Annotated in this window: 24 protein-coding genes; 22 read left to right on the top strand and 2 right to left on the bottom strand. The window is 41.1% G+C overall.

The genetic code is table 11. The features are described 5' to 3' along the window. Positions 1-7: 7 nt before the first annotated feature. From ACQYAC_RS11315 to pyrG, 12 genes are all read left to right on the top strand, one after another. Positions 8-2,119: a heterodisulfide reductase-related iron-sulfur binding cluster gene (locus ACQYAC_RS11315; protein WP_339164264.1), complete on the top strand. Its 2,112-nt coding sequence runs from the start codon at positions 8-10 to the stop codon at positions 2,117-2,119. Positions 2,120-2,221: 102 nt separating this feature from the next. Beyond that, entirely contained in the window at positions 2,222-3,397 is a 1,176-nt protein-coding gene (locus tag ACQYAC_RS11310; protein ID WP_429943307.1) for an acetyl-CoA C-acetyltransferase, read from the top strand. Positions 3,398-3,416: 19 nt separating this feature from the next. Then, a complete protein-coding gene (locus ACQYAC_RS11305; protein ID WP_429943306.1) occupies positions 3,417-4,280 on the top strand; it encodes a 3-hydroxybutyryl-CoA dehydrogenase in 864 nt (287 codons plus the stop codon). An 11-nt stretch (positions 4,281-4,291) separates the two neighbouring features. Next, complete coding sequence (locus ACQYAC_RS11300) at positions 4,292-5,404, top strand: acyl-CoA dehydrogenase family protein (RefSeq protein ID WP_268466888.1); 1,113 nt, start codon at positions 4,292-4,294, stop codon at positions 5,402-5,404. Positions 5,405-5,420: 16 nt separating this feature from the next. After that, complete coding sequence (locus ACQYAC_RS11295) at positions 5,421-6,563, top strand: acyl-CoA dehydrogenase (protein WP_429943305.1); 1,143 nt, start codon at positions 5,421-5,423, stop codon at positions 6,561-6,563. A gap of 1,547 nt (positions 6,564-8,110) precedes the next feature. After that, entirely contained in the window at positions 8,111-8,401 is a 291-nt protein-coding gene (locus ACQYAC_RS11290; protein WP_003214902.1) for an uberolysin/carnocyclin family circular bacteriocin, read from the top strand. A gap of 159 nt (positions 8,402-8,560) precedes the next feature. Next, positions 8,561-8,737 carry a hypothetical protein gene (locus ACQYAC_RS11285; RefSeq protein ID WP_167550617.1) on the top strand — a complete coding sequence of 59 codons (177 nt, stop codon included), beginning with the start codon at positions 8,561-8,563 and terminating at the stop codon, positions 8,735-8,737. 1,155 nt (positions 8,738-9,892) lie between these two features. Then, positions 9,893-10,423 carry a stage II sporulation protein M gene (locus tag ACQYAC_RS11280; RefSeq protein ID WP_144461644.1) on the top strand — a complete coding sequence of 177 codons (531 nt, stop codon included), beginning with the start codon at positions 9,893-9,895 and terminating at the stop codon, positions 10,421-10,423. 30 nt (positions 10,424-10,453) lie between these two features. Further along, the gene (locus ACQYAC_RS11275) at positions 10,454-11,068 is read left to right on the top strand and encodes an ATP-binding cassette domain-containing protein (protein ID WP_058013461.1); all 615 of its coding nucleotides are present in this window, start codon (positions 10,454-10,456) and stop codon (positions 11,066-11,068) included. Next, positions 11,047-11,550, top strand: a complete 504-nt coding sequence (locus tag ACQYAC_RS11270) for a hypothetical protein (protein WP_058013462.1) — start codon at positions 11,047-11,049, stop codon at positions 11,548-11,550. Before ACQYAC_RS11275 ends, ACQYAC_RS11270 begins: the two co-directional genes overlap by 22 nt. 490 nt (positions 11,551-12,040) lie before the next feature. Further along, positions 12,041-12,580 carry a DNA-directed RNA polymerase subunit delta gene (gene rpoE / locus ACQYAC_RS11265; RefSeq protein ID WP_144461647.1) on the top strand — a complete coding sequence of 180 codons (540 nt, stop codon included), beginning with the start codon at positions 12,041-12,043 and terminating at the stop codon, positions 12,578-12,580. Between the two features lie 238 nt (positions 12,581-12,818). Then, a complete protein-coding gene (gene pyrG, locus ACQYAC_RS11260; protein WP_003215143.1) occupies positions 12,819-14,426 on the top strand; it encodes a glutamine hydrolyzing CTP synthase in 1,608 nt (535 codons plus the stop codon). A gap of 41 nt (positions 14,427-14,467) precedes the next feature. On the opposite strand, the gene ACQYAC_RS11255 is transcribed toward pyrG, so the two are convergent. Beyond that, complete coding sequence (locus tag ACQYAC_RS11255) at positions 14,468-14,998, bottom strand: DUF2529 domain-containing protein (RefSeq protein WP_058013464.1); 531 nt, start codon at positions 14,996-14,998, stop codon at positions 14,468-14,470. Positions 14,999-15,178: 180 nt separating this feature from the next. On the opposite strand from ACQYAC_RS11255, the gene ACQYAC_RS11250 reads away from it, so the two are divergent. The 10 genes from ACQYAC_RS11250 (at position 15,179) to ACQYAC_RS11205 (ending at position 25,573) form a co-directional block, all read left to right on the top strand. Next, positions 15,179-15,553 (top strand): response regulator, encoded by a 375-nt coding sequence (locus ACQYAC_RS11250; protein WP_003214681.1) that lies wholly within the window; start codon positions 15,179-15,181, stop codon positions 15,551-15,553. Between the two features lie 178 nt (positions 15,554-15,731). Beyond that, positions 15,732-16,589 (top strand): class II fructose-bisphosphate aldolase, encoded by an 858-nt coding sequence (locus tag ACQYAC_RS11245; RefSeq protein ID WP_058013465.1) that lies wholly within the window; start codon positions 15,732-15,734, stop codon positions 16,587-16,589. Between the two features lie 112 nt (positions 16,590-16,701). Continuing rightward, positions 16,702-17,340: a fructose-6-phosphate aldolase gene (gene fsa, locus ACQYAC_RS11240; protein ID WP_003215343.1), complete on the top strand. Its 639-nt coding sequence runs from the start codon at positions 16,702-16,704 to the stop codon at positions 17,338-17,340. A 247-nt stretch (positions 17,341-17,587) separates the two neighbouring features. Further along, on the top strand, positions 17,588-18,877 hold the full coding sequence (locus tag ACQYAC_RS11235; protein WP_003214820.1) for a UDP-N-acetylglucosamine 1-carboxyvinyltransferase: 1,290 nt from the start codon (positions 17,588-17,590) through the stop codon (positions 18,875-18,877). Between the two features lie 32 nt (positions 18,878-18,909). Beyond that, positions 18,910-19,875, top strand: coding sequence for a class II fructose-bisphosphatase (gene glpX / locus ACQYAC_RS11230; protein WP_058013466.1), 966 nt, complete (start codon positions 18,910-18,912; stop codon positions 19,873-19,875). Between the two features lie 364 nt (positions 19,876-20,239). Further along, a complete protein-coding gene (rho, locus tag ACQYAC_RS11225) occupies positions 20,240-21,523 on the top strand; it encodes a transcription termination factor Rho (RefSeq protein WP_003215202.1) in 1,284 nt (427 codons plus the stop codon). Positions 21,524-21,653: 130 nt separating this feature from the next. After that, on the top strand, positions 21,654-21,854 hold the full coding sequence (gene rpmE / locus ACQYAC_RS11220; protein WP_003215407.1) for a 50S ribosomal protein L31: 201 nt from the start codon (positions 21,654-21,656) through the stop codon (positions 21,852-21,854). A gap of 87 nt (positions 21,855-21,941) precedes the next feature. Then, positions 21,942-22,544 (top strand): thymidine kinase, encoded by a 603-nt coding sequence (locus ACQYAC_RS11215; protein ID WP_058013467.1) that lies wholly within the window; start codon positions 21,942-21,944, stop codon positions 22,542-22,544. Positions 22,545-22,823: 279 nt separating this feature from the next. Then, positions 22,824-24,524 (top strand): oxaloacetate-decarboxylating malate dehydrogenase, encoded by a 1,701-nt coding sequence (gene malS / locus ACQYAC_RS11210; protein ID WP_058013468.1) that lies wholly within the window; start codon positions 22,824-22,826, stop codon positions 24,522-24,524. 92 nt (positions 24,525-24,616) lie between these two features. Beyond that, entirely contained in the window at positions 24,617-25,573 is a 957-nt protein-coding gene (locus tag ACQYAC_RS11205) for an AEC family transporter (RefSeq protein ID WP_058013469.1), read from the top strand. Between the two features lie 34 nt (positions 25,574-25,607). On the opposite strand, the gene racA is transcribed toward ACQYAC_RS11205, so the two are convergent. Then, the gene (racA, locus tag ACQYAC_RS11200; RefSeq protein ID WP_061409860.1) at positions 25,608-26,156 is read right to left on the bottom strand and encodes a chromosome-anchoring protein RacA; all 549 of its coding nucleotides are present in this window, start codon (positions 26,154-26,156) and stop codon (positions 25,608-25,610) included. Between the last annotated feature and the right edge of the window lie 197 nt (positions 26,157-26,353).

Genomic DNA, 26,353 nt, shown 5'->3' with positions numbered 1-26,353 from the left:
GAGCAAGATGAATAGCCTTTTTATCATGAACATGATTGCATTTGCGGCGGTGACCGCTTACGCTGTGTATTTGTTTATTTATCTCATTCGAACACGAGCAGCTTATATTCGTCTTGGTAAAAAAGAAGAGTTTCAACAAGACATGAAAAAACGCTTAGAGCGTGTTTGGGTCAATGTATTTGGCCAAAAGAAGCTGTTAAAGGACAAGAAGAGCGGCATCATTCATGTGCTGTTTTTCTACGGATTTATCCTTGTACAGTTTGGAGCCCTTGATTTTATTATGAAGGGACTCGTTCCAGATAGCGGACTCCCTTTAGGTCCGCTTTATGGTGTCTTTACCTTTTTCCAAGAGGTGGTCACACTTCTCATTTTAGTAGCCGTTGTTTGGGCGTTCCATAGAAGGTATGTGGAGAAGCTTGTCCGTTTAAAGCGTGGCTTTAAATCAGGTCTAGTGCTTTTATTTATTGGCGGCTTGATGCTGACCGTTTTACTTGGGAACGGGATGAATATCATCTGGCATGGACACTCTTTATCACCAACTGAGCCAATCGCATCCAGTATTGCTTTCTTGCTGGGCGGTATTTCACCTCTTGCGGCAACAGTCGTTTTTTATGTCGCATGGTGGGTGCATCTTCTGATTTTGCTGACATTCTTAGTGTATGTCCCGCAGTCAAAGCATGCTCACCTCATTGCAGGACCAGTGAACGTATTTGCCAGCAGATTAGACCCGCCAGGCAAGCTGCAAAAAATTGATTTTGAAGATGAGACACAAGAGACGTTCGGTGTGGGGAAAATTGAAGACTTCCGTCAGTCACAGCTGATCGACCTTTACGCTTGTGTGGAATGCGGGCGCTGCACAAATATGTGCCCAGCAACAGGGACAGGGAAAATGCTGTCTCCTATGGATTTGATTTTAAGGTTAAGGGATCATTTAACCAATAAAGGGGCCGCCATTACTTCGAAGACGCCGTGGGTACCGCAGCTTGCCTTCAGGCAGACAACAGGAAATCAGCTGGCGCTTCAGGCGAGAGGAGCAGGTGCAGAGGAATCGGCTGCCAGCTCGATGTATCATCCTTCTCTTATTGGTGAAGTCATTACAGAGGAAGAAATTTGGGCATGTACGACGTGCCGAAACTGTGAAGACCAATGCCCTGTCATGAATGAACACGTCGACAAAATTATTGATATGCGCAGATATCTTGTGCTGACTGAAGGGAAAATGGATGCAGATGCACAGCGTGCCATGACAAGTATAGAGCGCCAAGGGAACCCGTGGGGATTGAACCGGAAAGAAAGAGAAAATTGGCGTGAATTGAGAGAAGATGTGCACGTGCCGACAGTAAAAGAGCTGAAAAAAGCAGAGCAAACCTTCGATTATTTATTCTGGGTTGGTTCAATGGGGGCATACGACAATCGAAGTCAAAAAATTGCGCTTGCCTTTGCAAAACTTCTCAACGAAGCAGGAGTCTCCTTTGCCATCCTAGGCAATAAGGAGAAAAACTCTGGCGATACACCAAGAAGGCTTGGAAACGAATTTTTATTCCAAGAGCTTGCTGCAAAAAACATTGAAGAATTCCAGAAAAACGATGTCACAAAGATCGTCACGATTGATCCGCACGCCTACAATTTGTTTAAAAATGAGTATCCAGACTTCGGACTTGAGGCAGAAGTGTATCATCATACAGAATTACTGGCAGAGCTAGTGAAAGAAGGGAAACTAACGCCTGTACATGAAGTAAACGAGATCATCACCTTCCACGACTCTTGCTACCTAGGCAGATATAACGAAGTATATGATCCGCCGAGAGACATTTTAAAAGCCATCCCTGGTGTGACGCTGAAAGAAATGGAACGTCATCGTGAAACCGGCATGTGCTGCGGAGCAGGCGGGGGCTTAATGTGGATGGAAGAAGAGACAGGTACCAGAATTAACACTGCCCGAACGGAGCAGGCGTTACAGGTGCAGCCGTCCATCATCAGCTCAGGGTGTCCTTATTGCTTAACGATGCTGGGAGATGGGACGAAGGCGAAGGAAGTAGAGGAGCAGGTAGGTACATTTGATGTCGCAGAGCTTCTTGAAAAATCAGTGTTTGGCGAGGCTGGAAAGCAGGTTTCGTAAACAAAACAGGCCGATGAATAGAATGTTCATCGGCTTATACATGGCGCTGTACATCAGTTGATTAGATAATATGTAAGCGGTAACAAACAGGAGGGGACATACATGAGTAAGACGGTCATTGTATCTGGAGCAAGAACACCATTTGGAAAACTAGGCGGTGCTTTCAGTGGGCTGACTGCCGCAGAACTAGGCGGAGTGGCAATCAAGGCTGCGCTTGAAAGAGTGCCGGGTTCACATCATGTGGATGAGGTCATCATGGGAAGTGTTTTGCAGGGAGGACAAGGTCAGATTCCTTCAAGACAAGCAGCAAGACATGCTGATCTTCCGTGGTCCGTTCCGACGCAAACCATCAATAAAGTCTGTGCATCAGGAATGCGCAGTGTGAGCACAGCAGATCAAATCATCCGAGCTGGAGATGCTGAGGTCATCGTAGCGGGCGGTATGGAATCCATGTCACACGCCCCTTATTTGCTAAAAAAAGCGCGATGGGGCTACAAAATGGGAGATGGTGCGGTACAAGATGCGATGATTTTAGATGGATTAACCTGTTCATTTACAGGCGTTCATATGGGTGAGTATGGGAGCATGGCTGCGAAGGAGCTCGGTATCACGAGGGAAGAGCAAGACCTTTGGGCATTAAGAAGTCATGAACGGGCGATCGAAGCGCAGAAAAACGGCTTTTTCCAGCATGAAATCACCCCCGTCCCCGTCAAGACGAAAACGGGAGAGCGGCTGATCACAGAAGATGAATCTCCGCGGCGTGATACGTCATATGAACGGCTGTCAAAGCTCATGCCTGTGTTTGATCAAACGGGTACCATTACCGCTGGGAATGCACCAGGTGTCAATGATGGAGCAAGTGCGCTTCTTTTAATGAAAGACACATATGCGGAGCAGCATGACGTCAAGCCATTGGCAGTCGTGCTTGGTCATACGCAGGTAGCTGTAGAGGCAAAGGATTTTCCGAAAACACCAGCCTTTGCTATCGAGAAAATTTTACAAAAAACAGGTAAGCGTCTAGAGGATATCGATCTATTTGAAATCAATGAAGCCTTCTCAGCAGTGGCGCTAGCATGTGAAAAAATAACCGGGCTGGACCGGCGCAAAATGAATATCAACGGTGGGGCAGTGGCGCTTGGTCATCCCATTGGGGCAAGCGGAACACGAATCATATTGACCTTGATTCATGCATTGAAACAAAGAGGCGGCGGTATTGGCATTGCGGCGATTTGCAGTGGAGGCGGTCAAGGAGATGCCATCATGATAAAGGTAGATTAAAAGGGAGGCGTTCATCGTCATGAGTACAGAAGAAACCGTCATGGTCGTTGGAGCTGGTCAAATGGGATCAGGCATTGCCCAAGTTTTTGCTCAGTCTGGCTACACAGTCCTGCTGCATGATGCATCTGAAAAGCAGATTCATCGGGCCATTTCCTCCATGACCAAACAACTGACGAAACGGGCAGAAAAAGGAAAGCTAGCCCATCAGGCAGTCCGAGATATTACGCAGCGGCTTGCTGTATCTACAGATTTAAAGGACGTGCAGCAGGCTCACTTAGTGATTGAAGCTGCATCTGAACAAATGAGTGTAAAAAAACAAATCTTTGAAACACTTGATCAATTTGCAGAGGCGAAAACGATATTTGCAACAAACACATCTTCCTTGTCAATCACAGAATTAGCAGCAGTTACGGGGAGACCGGAGCAAGTGATTGGCATGCACTTTATGAATCCTGTCCCTGTTATGAAACTCGTTGAGGTCATTCGAGCGCTGCAAACGAGTGACGACACGTATCAAATCGTTTGTGAAACAGCAAAGAATTTAAACAAAACCCCAATTGAAGTGGGAGACTTCCCAGGGTTTGTATCAAACCGCATATTGATGCCAATGATCAATGAAGCCATTTACACCCTTTATGAAGGTGTGGCAGATGCAGAAAGCATTGATGGTGTTATGACGCTTGGAATGAATCACCCAATGGGGCCGCTTCGTCTCGCTGATTTCATCGGACTAGATACATGTTTATTTATTATGAATACCCTTCATGAGGGACTTGGGGATAGCAAATATCGGCCTTGTCCTCTTTTGAAAAAATACGTGAATGCAGGCTGGCTGGGCAAAAAGACAAAGAGAGGTTTTTACACATACCACGACCACTCATAGGGGGAGTCAAGATGGATGTTTTGCTTACGGATCAACAGCGTCTCTGGAGAGAACAGGCAGCAGAATTTGCAAGACAGCGTGTATTCCCTGAAGTGGAAGCCATGGAACAAGGTCAGTTCCCAAGAGCACTTTTAACTGAAATGGGACGACAAGGCTTTCTGGGGATTCCAATACCAGCTGCGTATCAAGGCTTAGGAGCAGATTTTACAACGTATATCATCACTATCCATGAGTTATCCAAAGTGAGTGCGACCATCGGTGTCATTGTGTCCGTTCATACATCTGTTGTGACGATGCCTATTTTGGCTTTTGGAACGAAAGAGCAAAAAGAGTCCTATGTTCCGCTGCTTGCATCTGGGCAGAAACTGGGAGCATTTTGCCTGACTGAACCGAAGGCAGGCTCAGATGCCTCCAGTATTCAGTTAAGGGCAAAGCGGGCAGACGACCACTATGTGTTAAATGGTACAAAAATGTTTATCACAAGCGGCGGGGAAGCAGAACTGTATCTTGTCTTTGCCGTGACAGATCCTGCTTCTGCGAAAAAAAATATATCGGCATTCATTGTTGAGAAAGGTACACCAGGATTTACGATCGGAAAAGATGAGAAAAAGATGGGACTGCACGGGTCAAAAACTGTCACGCTTCATTTTGATGCTGTACGGATTCCAAAACAGCAGCTGCTCGGTGCAGAAGGAGAGGGCTTTCACATAGCCATGTCTAGTTTAAATGCGGGGAGAATCGGTATCGCGGCTCAAAGTCTCGGTATAGCTGAAGCTGCTTTAACGGAGGCAGTGACGTATTTAAAGCAGCACCCGGCAGGTCTAGAAACGACCATTCGGCTGGGTGATTTGGCGGCGAAGCTTGAAGCTGCCAAGCTATTAGTCTATCAAGCGGCTTGTTATAAAGAGGCGAATCGTCCGGTGACAAAGGAAGCATCCATGGCAAAGCTATTTGCGTCAAAAACGGCGGTTGAGATCAGTACAGAAGCGATCCATTTACTCGGCATGGACGGTTATACGAATCGCTATCAAGCAGAACGTTACTTTCGTGATGCGAAAGTTTGTGAAATCTATGAAGGAACTAGTGAAATTCAAAGGCTGGTCATTTGTAAACAGCTAATATGAAACGAGGTGGCTCATGATGCAGTTTCAATTAAGTGATGAACATGAAATGATTCAAAAAATGGTGAGAGATTTTGCGAAAAATGAAGTAGAGCCAACAGCAGCAGAGCGGGACGAGACAGAAACGTATGATCCAGCTATTTTTCGCCAAATGGCGGAGCTCGGTTTAACGGGCATTCCTTGGCCGGAAGAGGTAGGCGGGATCGGTAGTGATTATTTAGCCTACGTCATCGCAGTGGAGGAGCTTTCAAGAGTGTGCGCCTCTACAGGCGTCACCCTCTCCGCCCACACCTCTCTCGCCTCGTGGCCCATCTATACCTTCGGAACAGATGAACAAAAGGAAACCTATTTAAAGCCACTTGCAGAAGGACAGAAGGTAGGGGCATATGCACTCACTGAGAGCAGTTCGGGTTCAGATGCCGGCGGAATGAAGACAACGGCAGTAAAGGCTGGCAGTGAATACGTCCTGAACGGTGCGAAAATCTTTATTACAAATGGAGGTATTGCGGATTATTATATTGTGTTTGCTGTGACAGACCAAGAAGCTGCATCTCGAAATACGACCGCCTTTATTGTAGAAAAAGAGACACCGGGATTCTCTGTTGGCAAAAAGGAAAGCAAACTGGGCATTCGCTCATCGCCAACGACTGAAATTCGATTTGAAGATTGCCGGATACATGAAAGGAACCGGCTCGGACAAGAAGGAGAAGGTTTTAAAATAGCGATGATGACCCTCGATGGCGGCAGAAACGGTATTGCTGCACAGGCTGTTGGGATTGCACAAGGCGCTCTTGATGCGGCAGTCGATTATGCGAAGGAGCGCAAGCAATTCGGCAAACCAATCATTCAGCAGCAAGGAATTGCTTTTAAGCTCGCAGATATGGCAACCGCAATTGAAGCATCCAGGCTGCTCACTTATCAGGCAGCATGGCTCGAAACGAAAGGGCTCCCGTATGGAAAGGAATCAGCTATGTCCAAGCTCTTTGCTGGAGATACAGCCATGAAAGTAACAACAGAAGCCGTCCAAATCTTCGGCGGCTACGGGTATACAAAGGATTACCCAGTCGAACGATACATGCGTGATGCGAAAATCAGCCAAATTTATGAAGGCACACAGGAAATCCAGCGCCTAGTCATCTCGCGCAAACTGATAGATATGTAGAAACAAAGCAAAGACCACCTGATGTGAGGTGGTCTGTTTTGGTTTGGTTCATGAAGTGTTTTTGCACAGCATCATCCAAATTTTACATTAACGTATGAGTGATTTGTAACTGGTGAAGTAGTGAGTATTGGTACATGTGAATTGGCAATATACCTACTAAAGAATTAGACCTCAAGAATGGTATAGCGATAACCCACATACAAGGTAATAGTCAGGTTTTCCTGAATTTAAGATGATTTCCAGTATCGATCCATATTATATTAGCATTATGTTAAAATTGAGAAAATAAAAATATGGGAGGTTATTATGACCACAACTACTACTATCTTAGCGATTGTAACTTTGGTGATATGGATCATGGTTTCCGCAGAACTTTCGAAGTCTTCAAAGAAAGATCACAACGAAAAAGAAAATAGCCGTAGAAAATTAATTGTTTTAATGCTTGCAGGCATCATATTGACGATAGCAGTAGTCATCTCATTACTTCAGAATCTCTAGCTTTAAAATAAACTGTAAAAGTGTATCGTTATGAGAGCATATTTCAATGCTTGAGAACTATATAACAAGTTCATCTCATTCACCAATGTGTTTAAACTTTGCAGAAATGTCAGGGCTCAGCTTCATTTCTAACGTGATGGTTATGATTCTGCCTACATAAATATCTGGATCTAAAGAAAATAAAGAAATGACTATACAGACGATTCATGCAAAAAGCAGCCATTATTTTTCATCATACGTTCAAAGATTTGAATAATGGGTATCTATTTTGATATCAAATCGAAGTCGAGACAACTCAATATGAGTGTCTCGATTTTTTTGGATTTGAGGAAATTGATTCAATTTAACTAGGTAATTTAATCCATTTCCCCCTTTTTTGACTCCGATTTGCAGGGACTTATGTTGTGTTTTAGAGAATAGTATGTTTATCACATTTTCTAAATGTTACAATTTTTCAAAAGCTATAATAGGAACTGAAATGTATCAAGATACCTGATATATTTCCAAAAATGAATCGCTTCCTAATATAGGATACGGTTCTTCTCTCCTTAGGGTCAATGTGTATAACTGTACTTCCCATTCCATCCATCATTTCTCTTGAATTCAAAATAAAATCCACTCTTTTTTCACATCCATAACATGATCATTCAGAGAATTTTTGATCTAGGGCTCTGTTTTTAACGAGATGATATCCGATTGTTGATGAATACCTCAGTAATAATTGAAGTACTACAAGCAGGAAACGAGCATCTCTTAAAAAATTCATCATAAAAGCTTACCTGTCTCTAAGAGAAGGCACTGAAGATTTGAAACGAATTGATTTTTGATAGTGTTTATCAGAAATTCTGACTAGATTTAAATGAATCAGAGCATTTTATGCTATTACATAAGTTCCCTGTAAAAATGGAAAATGAACGTAAATCCTGATAAAAACTGATTACAAATACCGTTAATTAAATAAATATTACAAATTTTCCAAAAAAATATTGAAATGTAATTTACTTCTTGCTAGACTAAAGAAGTAGTAAATAATCGAAGGAGGTCATATTATGACGAAAGCAACAGATTCTAAGTTTTATGCTTTATTATCGCTGTCACTTCTTGCGGTAACATTAGTAGCTTTAGTGATTGGTAATGGTTCTTTGATTGCAGCAAATCTGGGTGTTAGTACTGCAACTGCGGCAACAGTAGTGAATTTCTTAGATACTTGGTCCTCAGTAGCGACTGTCATTACAATTGTTGGTGTTTTCACTGGCGTAGGCACAATTAGTTCAGGTGTAGCTGCTGCTATCTTGGCTATTCTTAAAAAAGAAGGAAAAGCGAAAGCTGCTGCTTTTTAATCTAAAAAAAAATCATCTCAATCTTTATTGAGATGATTTTTTTTCCAAAAGTGTATTGATATCAGATGAAACAACTTTCTATAGACAGTGTCTTAAAAACTAATTTAACGTTTTATGCCCATGCGGCTTGTAATAAAACATTAATTAGGAGGAAATTTTATGTTAAAAGCAAAAAATCTTGGATTATTCTCACTATTGTTATTTGCAATTACAATGGCATCTTTAATCGTTGGAAATGGTTCTTTGGCAGTAGCCAATCTAGGTGTTAGTACTGGAGTTGCTGCTATTTTGTTTGTAATTAAAAAACAAGGAAAAGCCAAAGCAGCTGCTTTTTAAAATGACTTATGCATAAAACTAATAAACTATTTAAAATATATGATCAAAGTATAATGGGGTACCTCAATTATATTGGGATGATTCTTTTTTCTTTCATTGTAATGGTAGCGTTGATTTTCTATCGGGGTGAGATTCCCGGCACGTACCTAAACAGCTTTGTTTTTATTTCAATATACATTGTAGCTACAGCCAATATTAATCGTTGTGTATTACCGTATAGAAGACAGCAGCCAGGCGTGGTCTTTGTCTCCAAACAATTGTTGTTGAAACATTTATTCTTTACGATTAAAAAAGGATATTCAGTTCAATTACTTTTGGCTTGTTTCATTGCTTTAACCTTTTTGTTAGTAGAAAATCAATATTTCATTATGATACTAGCATTTATTGTCGTGATGCTTTCTTTTGCATCTCAATTATTGTCAGGTCTATTCAATATCATCAACAGAATACTCCTTTTGTTGCAATTTTGGTATATCATAACGTCTGTTTTTGAAGCAGTGATGATACTGCAAATAGTACAGTTTCTTCTTATTTACATTTACATAAGTAATTCTCATAGGATACCTTTGACAACTGGACTTTCCTTCCTAAAAAGTGCGAATAAGCAATATAGGTCTGGAAATATTCTGTATTTATTTTTATCTTATATCACTAGTAATAAAATATTAATCATTTTAATAGGCGCCTTAGTATCAGTACTTACTTATTTCGCCCAATCCTTTTTAACGAAAATAGAAAATCTGCCTGCCCTCATTTTAGTCTATATCAACTTTATTACGATCTTAGAAATCTTAATAGGGTCGAAGAAGGAAGAGATTGTGCTTGATAGGGCAAGAATCGAGACGTTGCAAGCCTCTTTGATTGTGAGTCCGTACGAGAGGTTTAAATCCAGTACGATTTATTTACTATGTCTCGTACTGATTTTTGTCAGTGTGTGTGGAATAGTCGGAGTAATGATAAACACGTCCGATATCTCAATTATTCTTAAAAATACGTTATCGCTGCCTTTAATCATCTTTATTGGGGTCGTATATTTCAGAAAAACTGAACTATTAATCAACGATTATGAACATAAGTTACTGAAGCTATCTTTGCCGATTTTATTACTCATATGCATTACAATTTTCACGATTACTTCATGAAAAGAGGAGGAAAATGATACATAAAAGATTGAAATATTTTCTGTGGTATTACGCTATCTACTGTATATTGCTGATAGGTACAGGGATTTATCTAGGGAATATCGTCAACAAAGATTTATTTGAAGCAGCACCACCAACATCGGGCCAGGAATTTATGTCTGTAGTCCTAACACATAACTTAACGAACTTTGCAATGTATTTACTAGGGTTCTTGTTGTCGCCTTTATTTCAAATAATGGATTTTGGAGGTTCGTCCTTCGTCATTACGATGGGTTTTAGAACGCTAGGAGCACAAGAAGCTTTAGGTAAACTAATTCCTCATGGGCTATTAGAATTTCCAAATATGTTGTTTTATCAAGGAATAAGCCAGTATGTGCTTTTTACACTAATTTATACGAAATCAATTAAAGCCGCTTTAGGTGTCATGAAAAAAATGATTCCTTATTATCTACTATCGTTAGTCATCCTAATAATCGCTGCTTTTATTGAAGGGTATGATTCTTTATTATTTTCTATCATGATCAATCATAGATGGTTTTATTGAAGACTCTATAAGACAGAGAAGGGGATTCAAGTGGGATTAGAATTTGTAGAATGTACGAAGAAGTTCAAAAACAATACCATACTAGATAAAGTGAATTTTTCAATTCCAACAGGTCTCTTTCATTTAGTGGGGAGAAATGGTGCAGGTAAAAGCACTCTCCTTAAAATGATAGCTGGTTTAGATAAGAGATACTCTGGAGATATTGAGGCAAACAAAGAATCGACTCTTTATTTAAATGTGGATCCTATTGGTATTCACCCATTTACAATTAGAGAAAATCTAGAGATTCTGTGGAATACGTTTAAAATTGTGCCGACTGAAGAACAAATGGGGAAAGTGAATGAATTTTTCGATGGTAACCTAGATGGTTCGTATAGCAGAGCATCTACGGGTATGAAAGCGAAGGTAGGATTATCTTTATTATTCGTAAAGGATTGGGAAACCATACTAATTGATGAAACCATGTCATCTCTAGATTCAGAGAGTATAGAGATGCTATCTGAGAGGCTAGTGAATCTCTCTATTAAAAAAATTTCAACCATCATATATGTATCCCATAGCATGGTGAATAAACGCTTAAACGATCATTCAAGCATTGTGAGTATAGGGGATGGGAGGCTATTATGGAACAACGTCCAAGAATAACATCATTGATATCATTGGTCATTTTTATTATGGCCAATTATTATTTCGTTACTTTTGCTATTGAGTTGAATGGCTACATTTCGCAACTAGATGATTTAAGAGCTTTGTTAGAGGATATGTCCTATGAAACGATGCTGAATCTAATTGTTGTCATTACAACAATTCTAACCACCATCAGCCTATTAGTTCAGTATCTTATCGCAAAATTCCTATTAATCATCTTTGCTCCAGAGGTTAAGGGTCATTTGTTTTATGCTCTAATTCCTAAGATTGTCATTATGTTTATTAATGTCATATGTATGGGGATCTTGCAAATACAAAGCTTGTGGCTGTATCTTTTCACGGCACTCATAGGAGCAGTGTTGATCTTGTTCTTTTTTCAATACAAAAAAGCGAACTGGAAAGCATCGATTCTCTTTGCGGCACCATTTATTATAGATGCTTTCATTTCCTTAGGAAAAGAAATAGTCGCTGTACTGTAATGAATAATAATAGAGCATGAACTCTTGCGAAAAGAAGTAACGGTATTCACATAAAAGTGAATTCAAGGTTACTTGAGAAAAAAGGTGTTATACAATTTATTTCATTATAGGTACACGTAAACCGAACCCGTTGACGTGTACCTTTTTATACGCTTTATAAAAAATGGACAATCACTTCGTTCGAATGATAGCCAAAATTTATTCATTCACCATTGCTGCCTCTGATTGTTCCCATTTTTCCGTTTGGAATAAATAAAACGGTTTACAAAATGCATGCCGGACACAAAAGCTAGACCTATTTCACCTAAATGATGAACCATTAGTTGCTCCCCTTGAGAAAAAATCAAAAATTAACATGATTAAAGGTGGCATAAACTCCCCTAATTTGTTTATAATGAGAGGTATGGTTTGTCGTAAAAATAAGGGATAAACACTTATTATTTCACTGATAAATGGATACATACATGTAATAGAAAGGGAGTGTCTGACCTTGAGTTTGAAAGAATACTCACAGGAGCAGCTCAAGCACATGTCTTTAGTTGAACTTGCTTATGAAATTTTCAGAGACAGCAAAACACCGATTACGTTTTCCGAGTTAATAGATGAAATGGTCCGTCTACAAGGAATACAAAAATCTGATCTTGATGATCGCCTTGCTCAATTTTATACAGACTTAAATATAGATGGCCGCTTTATTTCGTTAGGTGATCAGAGATGGGGACTTCGCAGCTGGTATCCAGTTGATCAAATCGAAGAAGAAGTTCAGCCAGCTGTGAAAACAAAAGCGAAAAAGAAAAAAACAAAAGCAGCTGTCGTTGAAGAAGACTTCGATGAAATTGAAGAGGAAGAGGAAATCGAAGAGCTTGAAGAAGAACTTGATCTTGTTGAAGACGACGATGATCTCGACCTAGACGATGATGAGGAAATCGAGGAAGATATAGAAGACTTCGACGAAGATGATGACGAAGATGATGACGGCTTAACAGAAATTGCCGAAGACGATTTAGACGATAATGAGGAAGAGAAATAACCCTCACAAACCGGTCCTCAAAACAGGACAAAACCGTCTTGACTTTCGAGAGCGAACTATGTAGTATGTATTTTGGGCTCTCTAAAAAGAGTACGTAAAGATACGTTCATTTACGCTCCCTTTCATTTATTTGAAAGGGAGCTTTCTTATTTTTCAAGAGATTTAGGGATACACTCTAAAAAGGATGAAGCTGTGCATGGCTAGACATGCAAGGGTAAAAAAGAGAGGAGCATACGAAATGACAAAGTATATTTTTGTAACAGGAGGAGTTGTTTCCTCACTTGGAAAAGGGATCACGGCTGCCTCGTTAGGCCGCCTTCTGAAAAATAGAGGGATGGATGTCACCATTCAAAAATTCGATCCATATATCAACGTAGACCCAGGGACGATGAGTCCATATCAGCACGGTGAGGTTTTCGTCACAGATGACGGTGCTGAAACAGACCTTGATTTAGGTCACTATGAGCGCTTCATTGATATTAACTTAAATAAGTACAGCAACGTCACAACAGGTAAAATCTACTCTACTGTTCTGAAGAAAGAGCGCCGCGGCGACTATTTAGGCGGAACTGTACAGGTTATTCCCCATATTACAAATGAAATTAAAGACCGCGTGTACCGTGCCGGAAAAGAAACAGGTGCAGATGTGGTCATCACAGAAATCGGCGGAACAGTAGGAGACATCGAATCCCTTCCATTCCTAGAAGCGATTCGTCAAATGAAGAGTGACATTGGCCGTGAAAACGTCATGTACATTCATTGTACCCTTGTTCCTTACATCCGAGCAGCAGGTGAACTGAAAACAAAACCAACACAGCATAGTGTAAAAGAACTTCGCAGCCTTGGTATTCAGCCAAACGTTATTGTGGTCAGAACTGAAATGCCAATGACCCAGGACATGAAGGACAAAATTGCGTTATTCTGTGATATTGATACAAAAGCTGTTATCGAATGTCAGGATGCAGACACGCTGTACTCTATTCCGCTTGATTTACAAAAACAAGGACTGGACAAGCTTGTATGTGAACATATGAAACTTGATTGCCAAGATGCAGACATGACAGAGTGGACAGCGCTAGTCGATAAAGTGCAAAACCTCTCAAAACAAGTCACAATTGGTCTAGTAGGAAAATATGTTGAATTGCAAGATGCATACATTTCTGTCGTTGAATCACTTCGCCATGCTGGTTATGCATTTGATGCAGACGTTCAAATCAAATGGATCAATGCAGAAGAAGTGACAGCAGAAAATATGGCTGATTTCGCGCAAGATGTCGATGGCATCATCGTTCCTGGAGGCTTCGGAGACCGCGGAGTGGAAGGGAAAATCATTGCTACACAATATGCCCGTGAAAACAAAGTGCCATTCTTCGGAATTTGCTTAGGAATGCAAGTTGCGTCAATCGAATATGCACGAAACGTCCTAGGCCTTGAAGGAGCTCATTCAGCGGAAATTGATCCTGAAACAGCATTCCCAATTATTGACCTTCTTCCAGAACAGAAGGATGTAGATGATCTTGGCGGAACACTTCGTCTTGGTCTTTATCCATGTAAATTAAATGAAGACTCCAAAGCATTTGCTGCATACAACGATGAAGTGGTCTACGAACGCCACCGCCATCGCTATGAGTTTAATAATGAATTCAGACAGCAAATGGAAGCTGCAGGATTTGTCTTCTCTGGTACAAGCCCAGACGGACGTCTTGTTGAAATTATCGAGCTGAAGGATCATCCTTGGTTCCTTGCTTCTCAATTCCACCCAGAATTCGTCTCAAGACCGACAAGACCTCAGCCATTATTTAGAGATTTCGTTGGTGCTTCACTGCAAGCATCTGAATCAAAATAAAACAAAAAACTGCCGAGAATATCATCTTCTCGGCAGTTTTTTTATTCATATTCCTCAACGATTTCTTTCACCGTAAACGATAGAGCGTGGTAGACGTATAAGCAAGTCATTAAAGCAGGATAACCGAACCTTGTTCCGTCATCAGCAGGCACAAGCGGTTTTTTGAGCTGAAAATCAATATGGACATCACAATGCTCTTCAATCATAGACGGCTCCTTTTGTGCCGGCCCGACACCTACAACGGGCGTCCCTTGCGCGTGCAGCTCTTTTACAAGAGATTGAATCTCCTCGTCTTCTGGGTCTGAATAAAATAGCAGCACTCTATCGCTTGGATGAAGCAAGCTGCGCTCCGTTTGATCAAGCGGCAGTACTTTCGAACCTGGAAATGGCTCCTTGCTTTCAGTTGCCTCTAAGGCTACAGCAGCCAGTTCATTCTTTCCGTGAAAATAAACAGCATGTCCACTGACAACGGCTTGTGCAAGAAGGCGTGCACCATCTTCGATTGCTTCAGCCTGCTTTTCTCCAATACGTGAAAAAATACCTGATAACTGGGTCGTGAAAATTTTTAACAAGACGGATTTCCTCCTTCGGTCAGATCATTTTATAATAGAATATAAAGAGAATATTAGGAAAAATGCTCAGAAAATGTCGTAAAGTAAACTATTATAAATAAAGGAAATGTGAAAATCAAACAGAATTATTTAACAACAGCTCTTTTTATGGCGAAAAATGAAAGCAATGGGGTGTAACAGATGAATGAGAAAATATTAATTGTCGATGATCAATATGGTATTAGAATATTATTGAATGAAGTGTTTCATAAAGAAGGCTATCAAACCTTCCAAGCAGCCAATGGACTACAGGCGTTAGATATTGTGAAAAATCATAGACCAAACCTTGTGTTGCTTGATATGAAGATTCCCGGAATGGATGGAATTGAAATTTTAAAACGCATGAAATTAATTGATGAAGACATCCGTGTCATCATTATGACAGCCTATGGCGAATTAGACATGATTCAAGAATCCAAAGAACTCGGTGCTTTGACACACTTTGCAAAACCTTTTGATATTGATGAGATCCGAGATGCTGTCAAAGAATACTTACCGCTCGAAACAAACGGTTAGATGGAAATGATTGAATCGAGTCATTCTGTTGCCGATTTGTCGAATAATTGGTATCCTAGATAAGAAGAAGAAAGCGATCTGACTTTGAAAGTTTACATATGGCGAGAAATTCTGGTCATGCTAGGGTGGAGAGCTTTTTTTAGTAAGCAAATTAGCTACATAGGGAGGATTTTTCATCATGCCTTTAGTTTCAATGACAGAAATGTTGAAAGACGCAAAGGAAAAAGGTTACGCTGTTGGACAGTTTAACTTAAATAATTTAGAATTCACGCAAGCGATTTTACAAGCTGCTGAAGAAGAGAAATCTCCAGTTATCTTGGGAGTATCTGAAGGAGCAGGACGCTACATGGGCGGCTTCAAAACAGTTGTCGCAATGGTTAAAGCGTTAATCGAAGAATATAATGTAACAGTTCCTGTTGCGATTCATTTAGATCACGGTTCAAGCTTTGAATCTTGTGCAAAAGCAATCCATGCAGGATTTACTTCTGTCATGATCGACGCTTCTCACCATCCATTCGAAGAGAACGTAGCAACAACTGCGAAAGTAGTTGAGCTTGCACATTTCCACGGTGTATCTGTTGAAGCTGAGCTTGGAACTGTTGGCGGACAAGAAGATGACGTCATCGCTGAGGGCGTTATTTATGCTGATCCAAAAGAGTGCCAAGAGCTTGTAGAACGCACTGGTATTGACTGCCTTGCACCTGCATTAGGTTCAGTTCATGGTCCATACAAAGGTGAACCAAACCTTGGTTTCGCTGAAATGGAAGAAATTGGTAAAATGACAGGTCTTCCACTTGTTCTTCATGGCGGAACAGGTATCCCAACTGCTGACATCAAGCGCTCAATTTCACTTGGTACAGCAAAAATCAATGTAAACACTGAAAACCAAATTGCTTCTGCGAAAGCAGTACGCGAAACACTTGCTGCAAAAACAGAAGAGTATGATCCACGTAAATATCTTGGACCAGCTCGTGACGCAATTAAAGCGACTGTTATCGGCAAAATGCGTGAATTTGGTTCTTCTAACCAAGGATAATTTGATGAGAACCGAAAGCCGCCTGAGTCACAGGCGGTTTTCTCCATATCTTGAGAAAGCGCAATCAAAATTTACATTTCAGACAATTTATTGATAGGAGAGTGGCACGATTATGTTATTTTTCGTAGATACAGCGAATATCGCAGACATCAAAGAGGCGCACGAGCTTGGCATTTTAGCAGGCGTCACAACAAACCCTAGTTTAGTAGCGAAAGAAAAGGACGTATCATTCCACGACCGTCTTCGCGAAATCACAGACGTGGTATCAGGTTCTGTCAGTGCAGAGGTCATTTCCCTCAAAGCTGAAGAAATGATTGAAGAAGGAAAAGAGCTTGCTGCTATTGCACCAAATATCACGGTTAAAATTCCAATGACAACAGATGGTCTTAAAGCCGTAAAAGCGTTAACAGACCTTGGAATTAAAACAAACGTCACTTTGATTTTTAGTGCAAACCAGGCATTGCTTGCAGCTAGAGCTGGTGCAACGTATGTTTCTCCATTCCTCGGCCGCTTAGATGACATTGGCCAAAATGGTCTCGATCTCATCAGCGAAGTTAAAACCATTTTTGATGTTCATGGCTTAGATACACAAATCATTGCTGCATCTATTCGTCATCCGCAGCACGTGACAGAAGCTGCGCTTAGAGGTGCTCATATCGGCACAATGCCGCTGAAAGTCATCAAGCAGCTGACGAAACACCCATTAACGGATGCGGGCATTGAGCAATTTTTAGCAGACTGGAATAAATAAGTGATTGTGGCGGGCGGGATTGTCTCCTGTTTGCCGCAGTTTTCCTTAAAAACGCTAAGAAATGTTTTGTGCAAAGAAGAGAACATCACAGCCTCGCAAAGCTTCGATTATTTTTCTTCCGACAAATTTCGTTTAACCTGTATTCTTTCTCTTGATATTGGCTAAATTTTGGACAAGACCTTTTAAAGCGCGACATCCACAAACAGTATAACTCCAACAGTGATCTTCTTTAAGAAGGGAGACAAATATGGAAAAGTTAAACATTGCCGGCGGTGACCCCTTACGCGGGACCGTACATATTAGTGGTGCGAAAAATAGTGCAGTGGCACTGATTCCTGCCACGATTCTCGCTGATTCTCCAGTAACGATTGAGGGCCTTCCGCATATTTCAGATATTGACACATTACGAGATCTGTTAGAAGAGATTGGCGGAAAGGTCACGTTTGAAAAAGGTGAAATGGTCGTCAATCCTGCTTCCATGATCAGTATGCCGCTTCCTAATGGAAAAGTGAAGAAACTGCGTGCGTCTTATTATTTAATGGGCGCTATGCTAGGAAGATTCAAGCAGGCTGTCATTGGGCTGCCAGGAGGATGCCACTTAGGACCTAGGCCGATCGATCAGCATATCAAAGGCTTTGAAGCACTCGGAGCCGAGGTGACAAACGAGCAGGGTGCCATTTATTTGCGCGCTGAAAAATTAGTCGGAGCCCGTATTTACCTTGACGTGGTCAGTGTAGGTGCGACCATCAATATCATGCTGGCAGCCGTACTGGCTGAAGGAAAAACGGTCATTGAAAATGCCGCAAAAGAACCCGAAATTATTGATGTAGCGACACTGCTTGCAAGCATGGGAGCCAAAATCAAAGGTGCGGGTACTGATGTGATTCGAATCGAAGGTGTAGAATCTCTTCATGGCTGTAAGCATTCCATCATCCCTGACCGTATAGAAGCAGGCACATTTTTAATTGCTGGTGCTGCGATGGGAGATGAAGTTGTACTTGATAATGTGATCCCAACTCATTTAGAATCAATTACGGCGAAACTTAGAGAGATGGGGTTCACCATTGAAACGAGCAACGATCAAATGCTGATCGTTGGCAGAAACGAAGGACTCAAGCCTGTCGATATCAAAACCCTTGTGTATCCGGGCTTTCCGACGGACCTTCAGCAGCCGATGACGGCGCTGTTAACAAAGGCGAAAGGCACGAGTGTGGTCACAGATACGATCTACTCTGCCCGCTTTAAGCACATTGACGAATTGCGTCGAATGGGTGCAAACATGAAGGTCGAAGGAAGATCTGCCATTATCACTGGACAAACGCAACTTCAAGGAGCAAAGGTGAAAGCGAGTGACCTGCGTGCAGGTGCTTGTCTCGTTGTTGCAGGGCTAATGGCAGACGGTGTGACCGAAATCACAGGGCTTGAACATATAGACAGAGGATATAGTTTGCTTGAGAAGAAGCTTGAAGGCTTGGGTGCAACCATCTGGCGTGAAAAGCTGAGTGACCAAGAAATAGAAGAACTTCAAAATTCATAAGGCTTTGACTGTGAGAGGAGATTTGGACAAAAATGGAAAGAAGTTTATCGATGGAACTAGTACGGGTGACAGAAGCAGCCGCATTAAAATCTGCTCGTTGGATGGGAAGAGGACTAAAAGACGAAGCGGATGATGCTGCAACAAGTGCAATGCGTGATGTATTTGATACCATTCCGATGAAAGGAACAGTGGTCATTGGCGAGGGGGAAATGGACGAAGCACCAATGCTTTATATTGGGGAAAAGCTTGGGAATGGATACGGACCTCGCGTGGATGTAGCTGTTGATCCATTAGAAGGAACAAATATTGTGGCAAGCGGCGGCTGGAATGCCTTAGCTGTTATTGCTGTTGCAGATCATGGCAACTTGCTGAATGCACCTGATATGTACATGGATAAGATCGCAGTAGGTCCAGAAGCGGTAGGCTGCATCGACATTGAAGCGCCTGTCATTGACAATCTTCGCGCTGTAGCAAAAGCAAAAAACAAAGATATTGAAGATGTGGTTGCAACGATTTTAAACAGAGATCGACATGAGAAAATCATTGCTGAACTGAGAGCAGCAGGAGCAAGAATCAAACTGATCGATGATGGTGACGTTGCAGGAGCCATTAATACAGCATTTGATCATACAGGTGTTGATATTCTATTTGGTTCAGGCGGCGCGCCAGAAGGTGTCCTTTCTGCTGTTGCGTTAAAGGCACTTGGTGGTGAAATCCACGGAAAGCTTCTTCCTCAAAGTGAAGAAGAACTGAGACGCTGTGAGAAAATGGGGCTGGATGTTGGCAAAGTCTTAAGAATGGAAGACCTCGTGAAAGGCGACGACGCCATTTTTGCAGCGACTGGTGTAACAGACGGTGAACTATTAAAAGGTGTTCAATTCAAAGGCTCTGTTGGAACAACACATAGTGTTGTTATGCGTGCGAAATCAGGTACAGTTCGTTTCGTAGACGGCAGACACAGCTTAAAGAAAAAACCGAATCTTGTCATTCGTCCGTAATCTGAAAGCGGGTATTCATTACCCGCTTTTCATATAGGTGTCAAATGTATATCATTTTCTTTTTAAAGTTGAATATTCTCTGCAAATGAGGTAAAACTAAAGAGTGCTGCGAAATTTTCTGCGAATTTACTTCTTTTAAGCTTCAACAAGTTTAAATACTGCCGCATCATGACGATATACTCATTATCCTTCTCTATGTTGACAAAGCTCAATTTCACATTGTTCCTATCTTTACGATAAAACGAGTGGGAGCGTTACCATGAGAGCGAGGTCATTCCAACAAAAACGGAATTAAAAGCTAATCAAATACAATGGTCATGCATTTGTAATGAAATACATTGACTAGAAAAGTGTGGTGTCCATATTGAAAGATGTTTCGATTTCATCTTTGGAAAATATGAAATTAAAAGAGCTGTATGAGTTAGCAAAAAAGTACAAAATCTCTTATTACAGCAAACTAACAAAAAAAGAATTAATTTTTGCCATCTTAAAGGCGAATGCTGAGCAAGAGGATCTCTTATTTATGGAAGGGGTTCTTGAAATTATTCAGTCTGAGGGATTTGGTTTCTTAAGACCAATTAACTACTCCCCAAGTTCTGAAGACATTTATATTTCAGCTTCACAAATCAGACGCTTTGATTTGCGAAACGGAGATAAGGTGTCTGGAAAGGTACGACCTCCAAAAGAGAATGAACGCTACTATGGCCTCCTTCATGTCGAAGCGGTAAATGGGGACGACCCAGAATCAGCTAAGGAACGTGTTCACTTTCCTGCACTCACGCCGCTATTCCCTGATCGTCAAATGATTCTTGAAACACAGCCTAATCACCTGTCTACTAGAATTATGGATATGATGGCGCCAGTTGGGTTTGGGCAGCGTGGTTTAATTGTTGCACCGCCTAAGGCTGGGAAAACCATTTTGCTCAAAGAAATTGCCAACAGTATCTCTGAAAATCACCCAGAGTCAGAGCTGATTGTTCTTTTAATTGACGAACGTCCAGAGGAAGTAACAGATATCGAACGTTCTGTTGCAGGGGATGTTGTTAGTTCAACCTTTGACGAAGTACCGGAAAACCACATTAAAGTAGCAGAGCTTGTATTAGAGCGTGCCATGCGTCTTGTTGAACATAAGAAAGATGTCATCATCTTAATGGACAGCATCACAAGGCTTGCTCGTGCATACAACCTTGTCATCCCGCCAAGCGGCCGAACGCTTTCTGGCGGTATTGATCCAGCGGCTTTCCACCGTCCAAAACGCTTCTTTGGTGCTGCGCGTAACATTGAAGAAGGCGGAAGCTTGACGATTTTGGCCACTGCGCTTGTTGATACGGGATCACGTATGGATGATGTGATTTATGAAGAATTTAAGGGAACGGGGAACATGGAGCTTCATTTGGACCGCTCTCTTGCAGAAAGAAGAATTTTCCCAGCAATCGACATTCGTCGTTCTGGTACGAGAAAAGAAGAATTGCTTGTACCAAAAGAGCATCTTGATCGTTTATGGGCGATGAGAAAATCGATGTCAGATACACCTGATTTTGCTGAGAAGTTCATGCGCAAAATGAGAAAAACAAAGACAAACCAAGAATTTTTCGATATTTTAACGCAAGAATGGAAACAAGCGAACATGTCTGCATCAAGAAGATAGCTTGTTGAAAAAATACATTTGCAATCATAGACTCACACTGTTATAATTTCATCATGTGCGTTTCAGAATTTATTCTGAGATATTAACTCTGTTTCCGAATTGGATTCAGGGCGGAAGGAGATGACAGTAGATGAAAACAGGAATTCATCCTAACTACAAAAAAGCTACAGTCAAATGCGCTTGTGGAAATGAGTTTGAAACTGGATCAGTAAAAGAAGAGGTACGCATCGAGATTTGCTCTGAGTGCCATCCTTTCTATACAGGCCGTCAAAAATTCGCTTCTGCTGATGGACGTGTTGACCGCTTTAACAAAAAATACGGTCTTAAGTAATAATAGATACAATAAACAGGCAGGAATCCGTTCTTGCCTGTTTTTTTACGTGGATTGATGGAACTTTAAAACGGGGGAGAAGACCTTATGTATGTGATGAAACAAAGCGGTTGGCTTGAAGTCATCTGCGGAAGTATGTTTTCTGGAAAGTCGGAAGAATTGATTCGGAGAGCCAAAAGGGCCACCTTTGCCAAACAAGAAGTAAAAATATTCAAACCAGCGATTGATAACCGATATCATACAAACTCAGTTGTTTCACATAACGGTTCATCGGTCGATGGGATTGCAGTAGCCTCACCAAAAGACATAATAACGCACATATCAGAAAGAACCGATGTCATTGGCATTGATGAGGTGCAATTTTTTGATGAGACAATCATTGACATTGTCACTCAATTGGCTGATAAAGGTTACCGAGTCATTGTTGCAGGCCTTGATCAAGACTTCAGAGGAGAGCCATTTGGTGTTGTTCCGCATTTAATGGCATGTGCAGAGCTTGTAACAAAACTTCAAGCAGTTTGTTCGGTATGCGGCTCCCCAGCGAGTAGAACACAACGCTTGATCGACGGTAAACCCGCCTCCTATGATGATCCCATTATTTTAGTAGGTGCGCAGGAATCATACGAAGCACGATGCAGACATCACCATGAAGTACCAAGACTTGACGTTGGTACAACACTTGACAATTAAAAAAATAGCAAATGCCGCTGTGTTTCGTTTTTTGAGATTTTGGCTGAACACCCATCATTTGTACTTAAATAAATTAAATAACGATACGAAAAAATTATCTAATTTTCAACGCTTGCGTTTTAGCATAAGCAGGCATAAAATGACTAACTGTAGTGTAAAGCATTTTTACGAAAAGTTCGATTTCTTGTCATAATTTTTTTGATTAAGGATTATTCTCCTTAATCGTTCTTTAAATTAATAGTTCACTTTATTTATATTTTAGAAAGAGGGTAGTTTTTGATGAACAACGTGAAGAAAACAAAAGAAGGGTACCTCGAAACCACTTTGACAGGTAAAGATGTATTATCGATTCCAACGTTGAACAAAGGCGTTGCTTTCTCTGAAGAAGAAAGACAAGAGCTTGGACTAGAAGGCTTACTTCCTCCAACTGTTCTCACTTTAGAACAACAAGCGGAGAGAGCGTACAAGCAGTTCCTAGCACAGCCAGATCGTCTTCGTCAAAACGTATACTTAAGTGATTTGCAAAACCGTAACGAAGTATTGTTCTATAAGCTTATATCAGACAAGCTTCGCGAAATGCTTCCTGTTGTGTACACACCAACTGTTGGTGAAGCGATTCAGGAATACAGCCATGAATACAGAAGACCTCATGGTGTCTATCTTTCAATCGACAACATTGACGGCATTGAGAAAGCATTTGAAAACTTACATGCAACAGCAGGAGATATTGATCTTATCGTAGCAACTGACTCTGAGAGCATTCTTGGAATTGGTGACTGGGGTGTCGGTGGTATCAACATCGCAATCGGTAAATTAGCTGTTTACACGGCTGCTGCAGGTATTGATCCAAGCCGCGTGATTCCAGTCGTATTAGATGTTGGAACAAACAATGAAAAATTATTGAATGATCCATTATACATCGGAAACCATCACAAACGTGTACAAGGTGAAAAATACGAGGAATTCATTGATGCTTATGTAAAAGCAGCGCTTAAATTCTTCCCTAAAGCATTGCTTCACTGGGAAGACCTTGGAAACAAAAACGCGCGTAACATCATGAAAAAATACAATGATAACATCTTAACATTCAATGATGATATCCAAGGTACTGGTGCCATTACTTTAGCGGGTGTTCTTGCAGCTGTCAAGAAAACTGGTACTCAATTGAAAGATCACCGTGTGATGATCTTCGGAGCTGGATCAGCTGGAATCGGTATCGCAGATCAAATGCGTGACACAATGGTTCTTGAAGGTCTAAGTGAAGAAGAAGCAAACAATGCTTTCTGGACATTAGACTACAGAGGTCTACTGACAGATCAATTTGAAGATGAAGTATTTGATTTCCAAAAACCATACCTTCGTTCTTCTGATGAAGTAGAAGGCTGGGCACGTGATGACAAAGGACAAATCTCATTTGCTGAAGCTGTTCGCAGGGTGAAGCCAACGATTCTGATTGGTACATCAGGTCAAGGCGGCGCATTCACTGAAGAAATCATTAAAGAAATCGCAGCTCATACAGAGCGTCCAGTGATCATGCCAATGTCTAACCCAACACCACTTGCGGAAGCAGTTCCAGAAGATCTATTCAAATGGACAGACGGCCGTGCACTTGTTGCAACAGGAAGCCCATTCGAAAATGTTGAGTATAACGGAATTGAACATGAAATTGGACAATCAAACAATGCGTTTGTTTTCCCTGGACTTGGTCTTGGCTCAATCGTAACGGAATCAAAAATCATCACAAAAGGCATGTTCGTTGCCTCTGCAGATGCGATTGCTGAAATGGTTGATCATGATAAACCAGGTGCTGGTCTACTTCCAAGCATTGATAAGTTACAAGAAGTTTCTATCAAAGTGGCTATTGAAGTGGCTAAAGCAGCAATTAAAGATGGTGTCGCAAGAAAAACACCTGACGACATCGAACAAGCTGTGAAAGATGCAATGTGGATTCCTGAATATAAAAAAATTGTAAGAGCATAATAAAATGTGTAACGCGGCATTGTTTCGGGTAATCTAAGCAATGCCGCAATAAAATAAAGAAACATGTAAAGGATTCAAGGAGGAATAGTAAGATGGACTTTTTAAATATTTTGATCCTCCTAGCACCGATTTTTTTCGTTATCGCGCTGGGTTGGTTCGCAGGGAACTTCGGCAGCTATGACGCTAAATCTGCAAAAGGTGTAAGTACACTTGTTACAAAGTATGCTTTGCCAGCGCACTTTATCGCCAGCATTCTGTCAACACCAAAAGATAAATTCTATAGTCAAATTCCATTTTTCGTTGCATTGATTTTCGGAATCGTTGGTTTTTATATCATTATCCTTTTAGTTACGAAATTTGCTTTTAAATATGATTTAACAGATTCATCTGTTTTCTCATTAAACTCAGCACAACCGACCTTTGCATTTATGGGGATTCCGGTCTTGGGCAGTTTATTTGGGGCTCAAGAAGTTGCAATTCCGATTGCTATTACCGGAATAGTTGTAAATGCATTGCTTGATCCAATTGCCATAATTGTGTCAACTGTCGGTGAAAAAACAAAAGGAAAAGCCAAAGACGGCGAAAGTTTCCTAAAAATGACGACAAAAGCAATTTTGCACGGTTTATCAGAGCCGCTTGCACTTGCACCGCTAGCAAGTATCATTCTTGTTCTTTTAGGATTTAAACTTCCTGCAATTGGACATGAAATGCTAGAGGAAATCGGAAGTGTGACGTCAGGGGTTGCATTATTCGCAGTCGGTGTCACTGTAGGTATTCGAAAAATTAAACTGAGCTTACCAGCTTTCAGTATTGCACTATTAAAAGTAGCTGTTCAACCGCTGCTTATGTATCTTATCGCCATTCTTATGGGTCTTTCGGCGGATGAAATTACAAAAGCTGTATTACTTGTTGCCTTCCCAGGTTCAGCTGTTGCAGCGATGATCGCCACACGATTTGAGAAACAAGAGGCAGAAACTGCATCCGCATTTGTGATCAGTGCCATCATGTCACTCATTACATTACCGATCATTATTGCGCTTACCGTATAATATAGTAGAAGGCTGCCTCATGAGGCAGCCTTTCTTAACGAAATGAATGAAATAGAGGAAAGAGCGCACGCTTTTTTTTGATGTCAGTGTGCGTGATTTCCTTTTTTTCTTCTATTTGAGAGGGTTGTTTTAATCTTTCGGTAAGACGCTCAAGTTTAGTGTTGAGATCTTCAATTTCTCTGCGGTGCTGGAGCAGCTGGTATGATACACCTTCATCTGCTTTTTTAGCCAGTTTCCGTTCGAGTTCTTGCAGTCGTTTTTCTACATCAGTGCTGTGCAATTGCTGCTGAATGAGCTGATTCACTTGCTCTTCTAATGCTTCAATCCGCTTTGTGGAGGCATCAGTTTCTGCAGCAGGCGATAACTGTTGAACGGTTTCTGCGTGGATTGGCAGTCGAATGTCTTGAAGGATCACACCCTCACTCATTTGGTGTTTGACTTCTTTAAGCAGCTGTACAATATCTTCATGAAATTCATAATGTCCAAGTTCATTCCGGGCGACAGGGATGTTGAGCTGTTTGACCCAACGCTGAATCGTTTTTGAAGAAACGCCAATTTCTTTTGCAACCTCATTTGTATTCAAACCAAATGCCCTCCCTTTTTTCAATTATAAGTACCATTCTCTTTAAGGAGGAACTGTTCCTTCACGTTAGACAAAACAAGTAATTAATCGCCAAAGATCGTGTTTTCTAGCGGAAAATTGCAGAAAATCAATTGTTTTGGAAATTTTTTTGACTGTCATACCCCGCTATACTATAATTAGACTGTTACGCACAAAAC

Origin of the sequence: Bacillus sp. MM09(2025) (genome assembly GCF_050496725.1) — a bacterium.
Taxonomy (GTDB): Bacteria; Bacillota; Bacilli; order Bacillales; family Bacillaceae; genus Bacillus; species Bacillus pumilus.
This window is presented reverse-complemented; position numbering and strand designations above follow the sequence as displayed.

Bases quoted from the DNA above. Each gene is read 5' to 3' on its own strand.
- ACQYAC_RS11315 (WP_339164264.1), top strand. From the start codon at position 8: ATGAATAGCCTTTTTATCATGAACATGATTGCATTTGCGGCGGTGACC.
- ACQYAC_RS11310 (WP_429943307.1), top strand. From the start codon at position 2,222: ATGAGTAAGACGGTCATTGTATCTGGAGCAAGAACACCATTTGGAAAA.
- ACQYAC_RS11305 (WP_429943306.1), top strand. From the start codon at position 3,417: ATGAGTACAGAAGAAACCGTCATGGTCGTTGGAGCTGGTCAAATGGGA.
- ACQYAC_RS11300 (WP_268466888.1), top strand. From the start codon at position 4,292: ATGGATGTTTTGCTTACGGATCAACAGCGTCTCTGGAGAGAACAGGCA.
- ACQYAC_RS11295 (WP_429943305.1), top strand. From the start codon at position 5,421: ATGCAGTTTCAATTAAGTGATGAACATGAAATGATTCAAAAAATGGTG.
- ACQYAC_RS11290 (WP_003214902.1), top strand. From the start codon at position 8,111: ATGACGAAAGCAACAGATTCTAAGTTTTATGCTTTATTATCGCTGTCA.
- ACQYAC_RS11285 (WP_167550617.1), top strand. From the start codon at position 8,561: ATGTTAAAAGCAAAAAATCTTGGATTATTCTCACTATTGTTATTTGCA.
- ACQYAC_RS11280 (WP_144461644.1), top strand. From the start codon at position 9,893: ATGATACATAAAAGATTGAAATATTTTCTGTGGTATTACGCTATCTAC.
- ACQYAC_RS11270 (WP_058013462.1), top strand. From the start codon at position 11,047: ATGGAACAACGTCCAAGAATAACATCATTGATATCATTGGTCATTTTT.
- pyrG (WP_003215143.1), top strand. From the start codon at position 12,819: ATGACAAAGTATATTTTTGTAACAGGAGGAGTTGTTTCCTCACTTGGA.
- ACQYAC_RS11250 (WP_003214681.1), top strand. From the start codon at position 15,179: ATGAATGAGAAAATATTAATTGTCGATGATCAATATGGTATTAGAATA.
- ACQYAC_RS11245 (WP_058013465.1), top strand. From the start codon at position 15,732: ATGCCTTTAGTTTCAATGACAGAAATGTTGAAAGACGCAAAGGAAAAA.
- fsa (WP_003215343.1), top strand. From the start codon at position 16,702: ATGTTATTTTTCGTAGATACAGCGAATATCGCAGACATCAAAGAGGCG.
- ACQYAC_RS11235 (WP_003214820.1), top strand. From the start codon at position 17,588: ATGGAAAAGTTAAACATTGCCGGCGGTGACCCCTTACGCGGGACCGTA.
- glpX (WP_058013466.1), top strand. From the start codon at position 18,910: ATGGAAAGAAGTTTATCGATGGAACTAGTACGGGTGACAGAAGCAGCC.
- rpmE (WP_003215407.1), top strand. From the start codon at position 21,654: ATGAAAACAGGAATTCATCCTAACTACAAAAAAGCTACAGTCAAATGC.
- ACQYAC_RS11215 (WP_058013467.1), top strand. From the start codon at position 21,942: ATGTATGTGATGAAACAAAGCGGTTGGCTTGAAGTCATCTGCGGAAGT.
- malS (WP_058013468.1), top strand. From the start codon at position 22,824: ATGAACAACGTGAAGAAAACAAAAGAAGGGTACCTCGAAACCACTTTG.
- ACQYAC_RS11205 (WP_058013469.1), top strand. From the start codon at position 24,617: ATGGACTTTTTAAATATTTTGATCCTCCTAGCACCGATTTTTTTCGTT.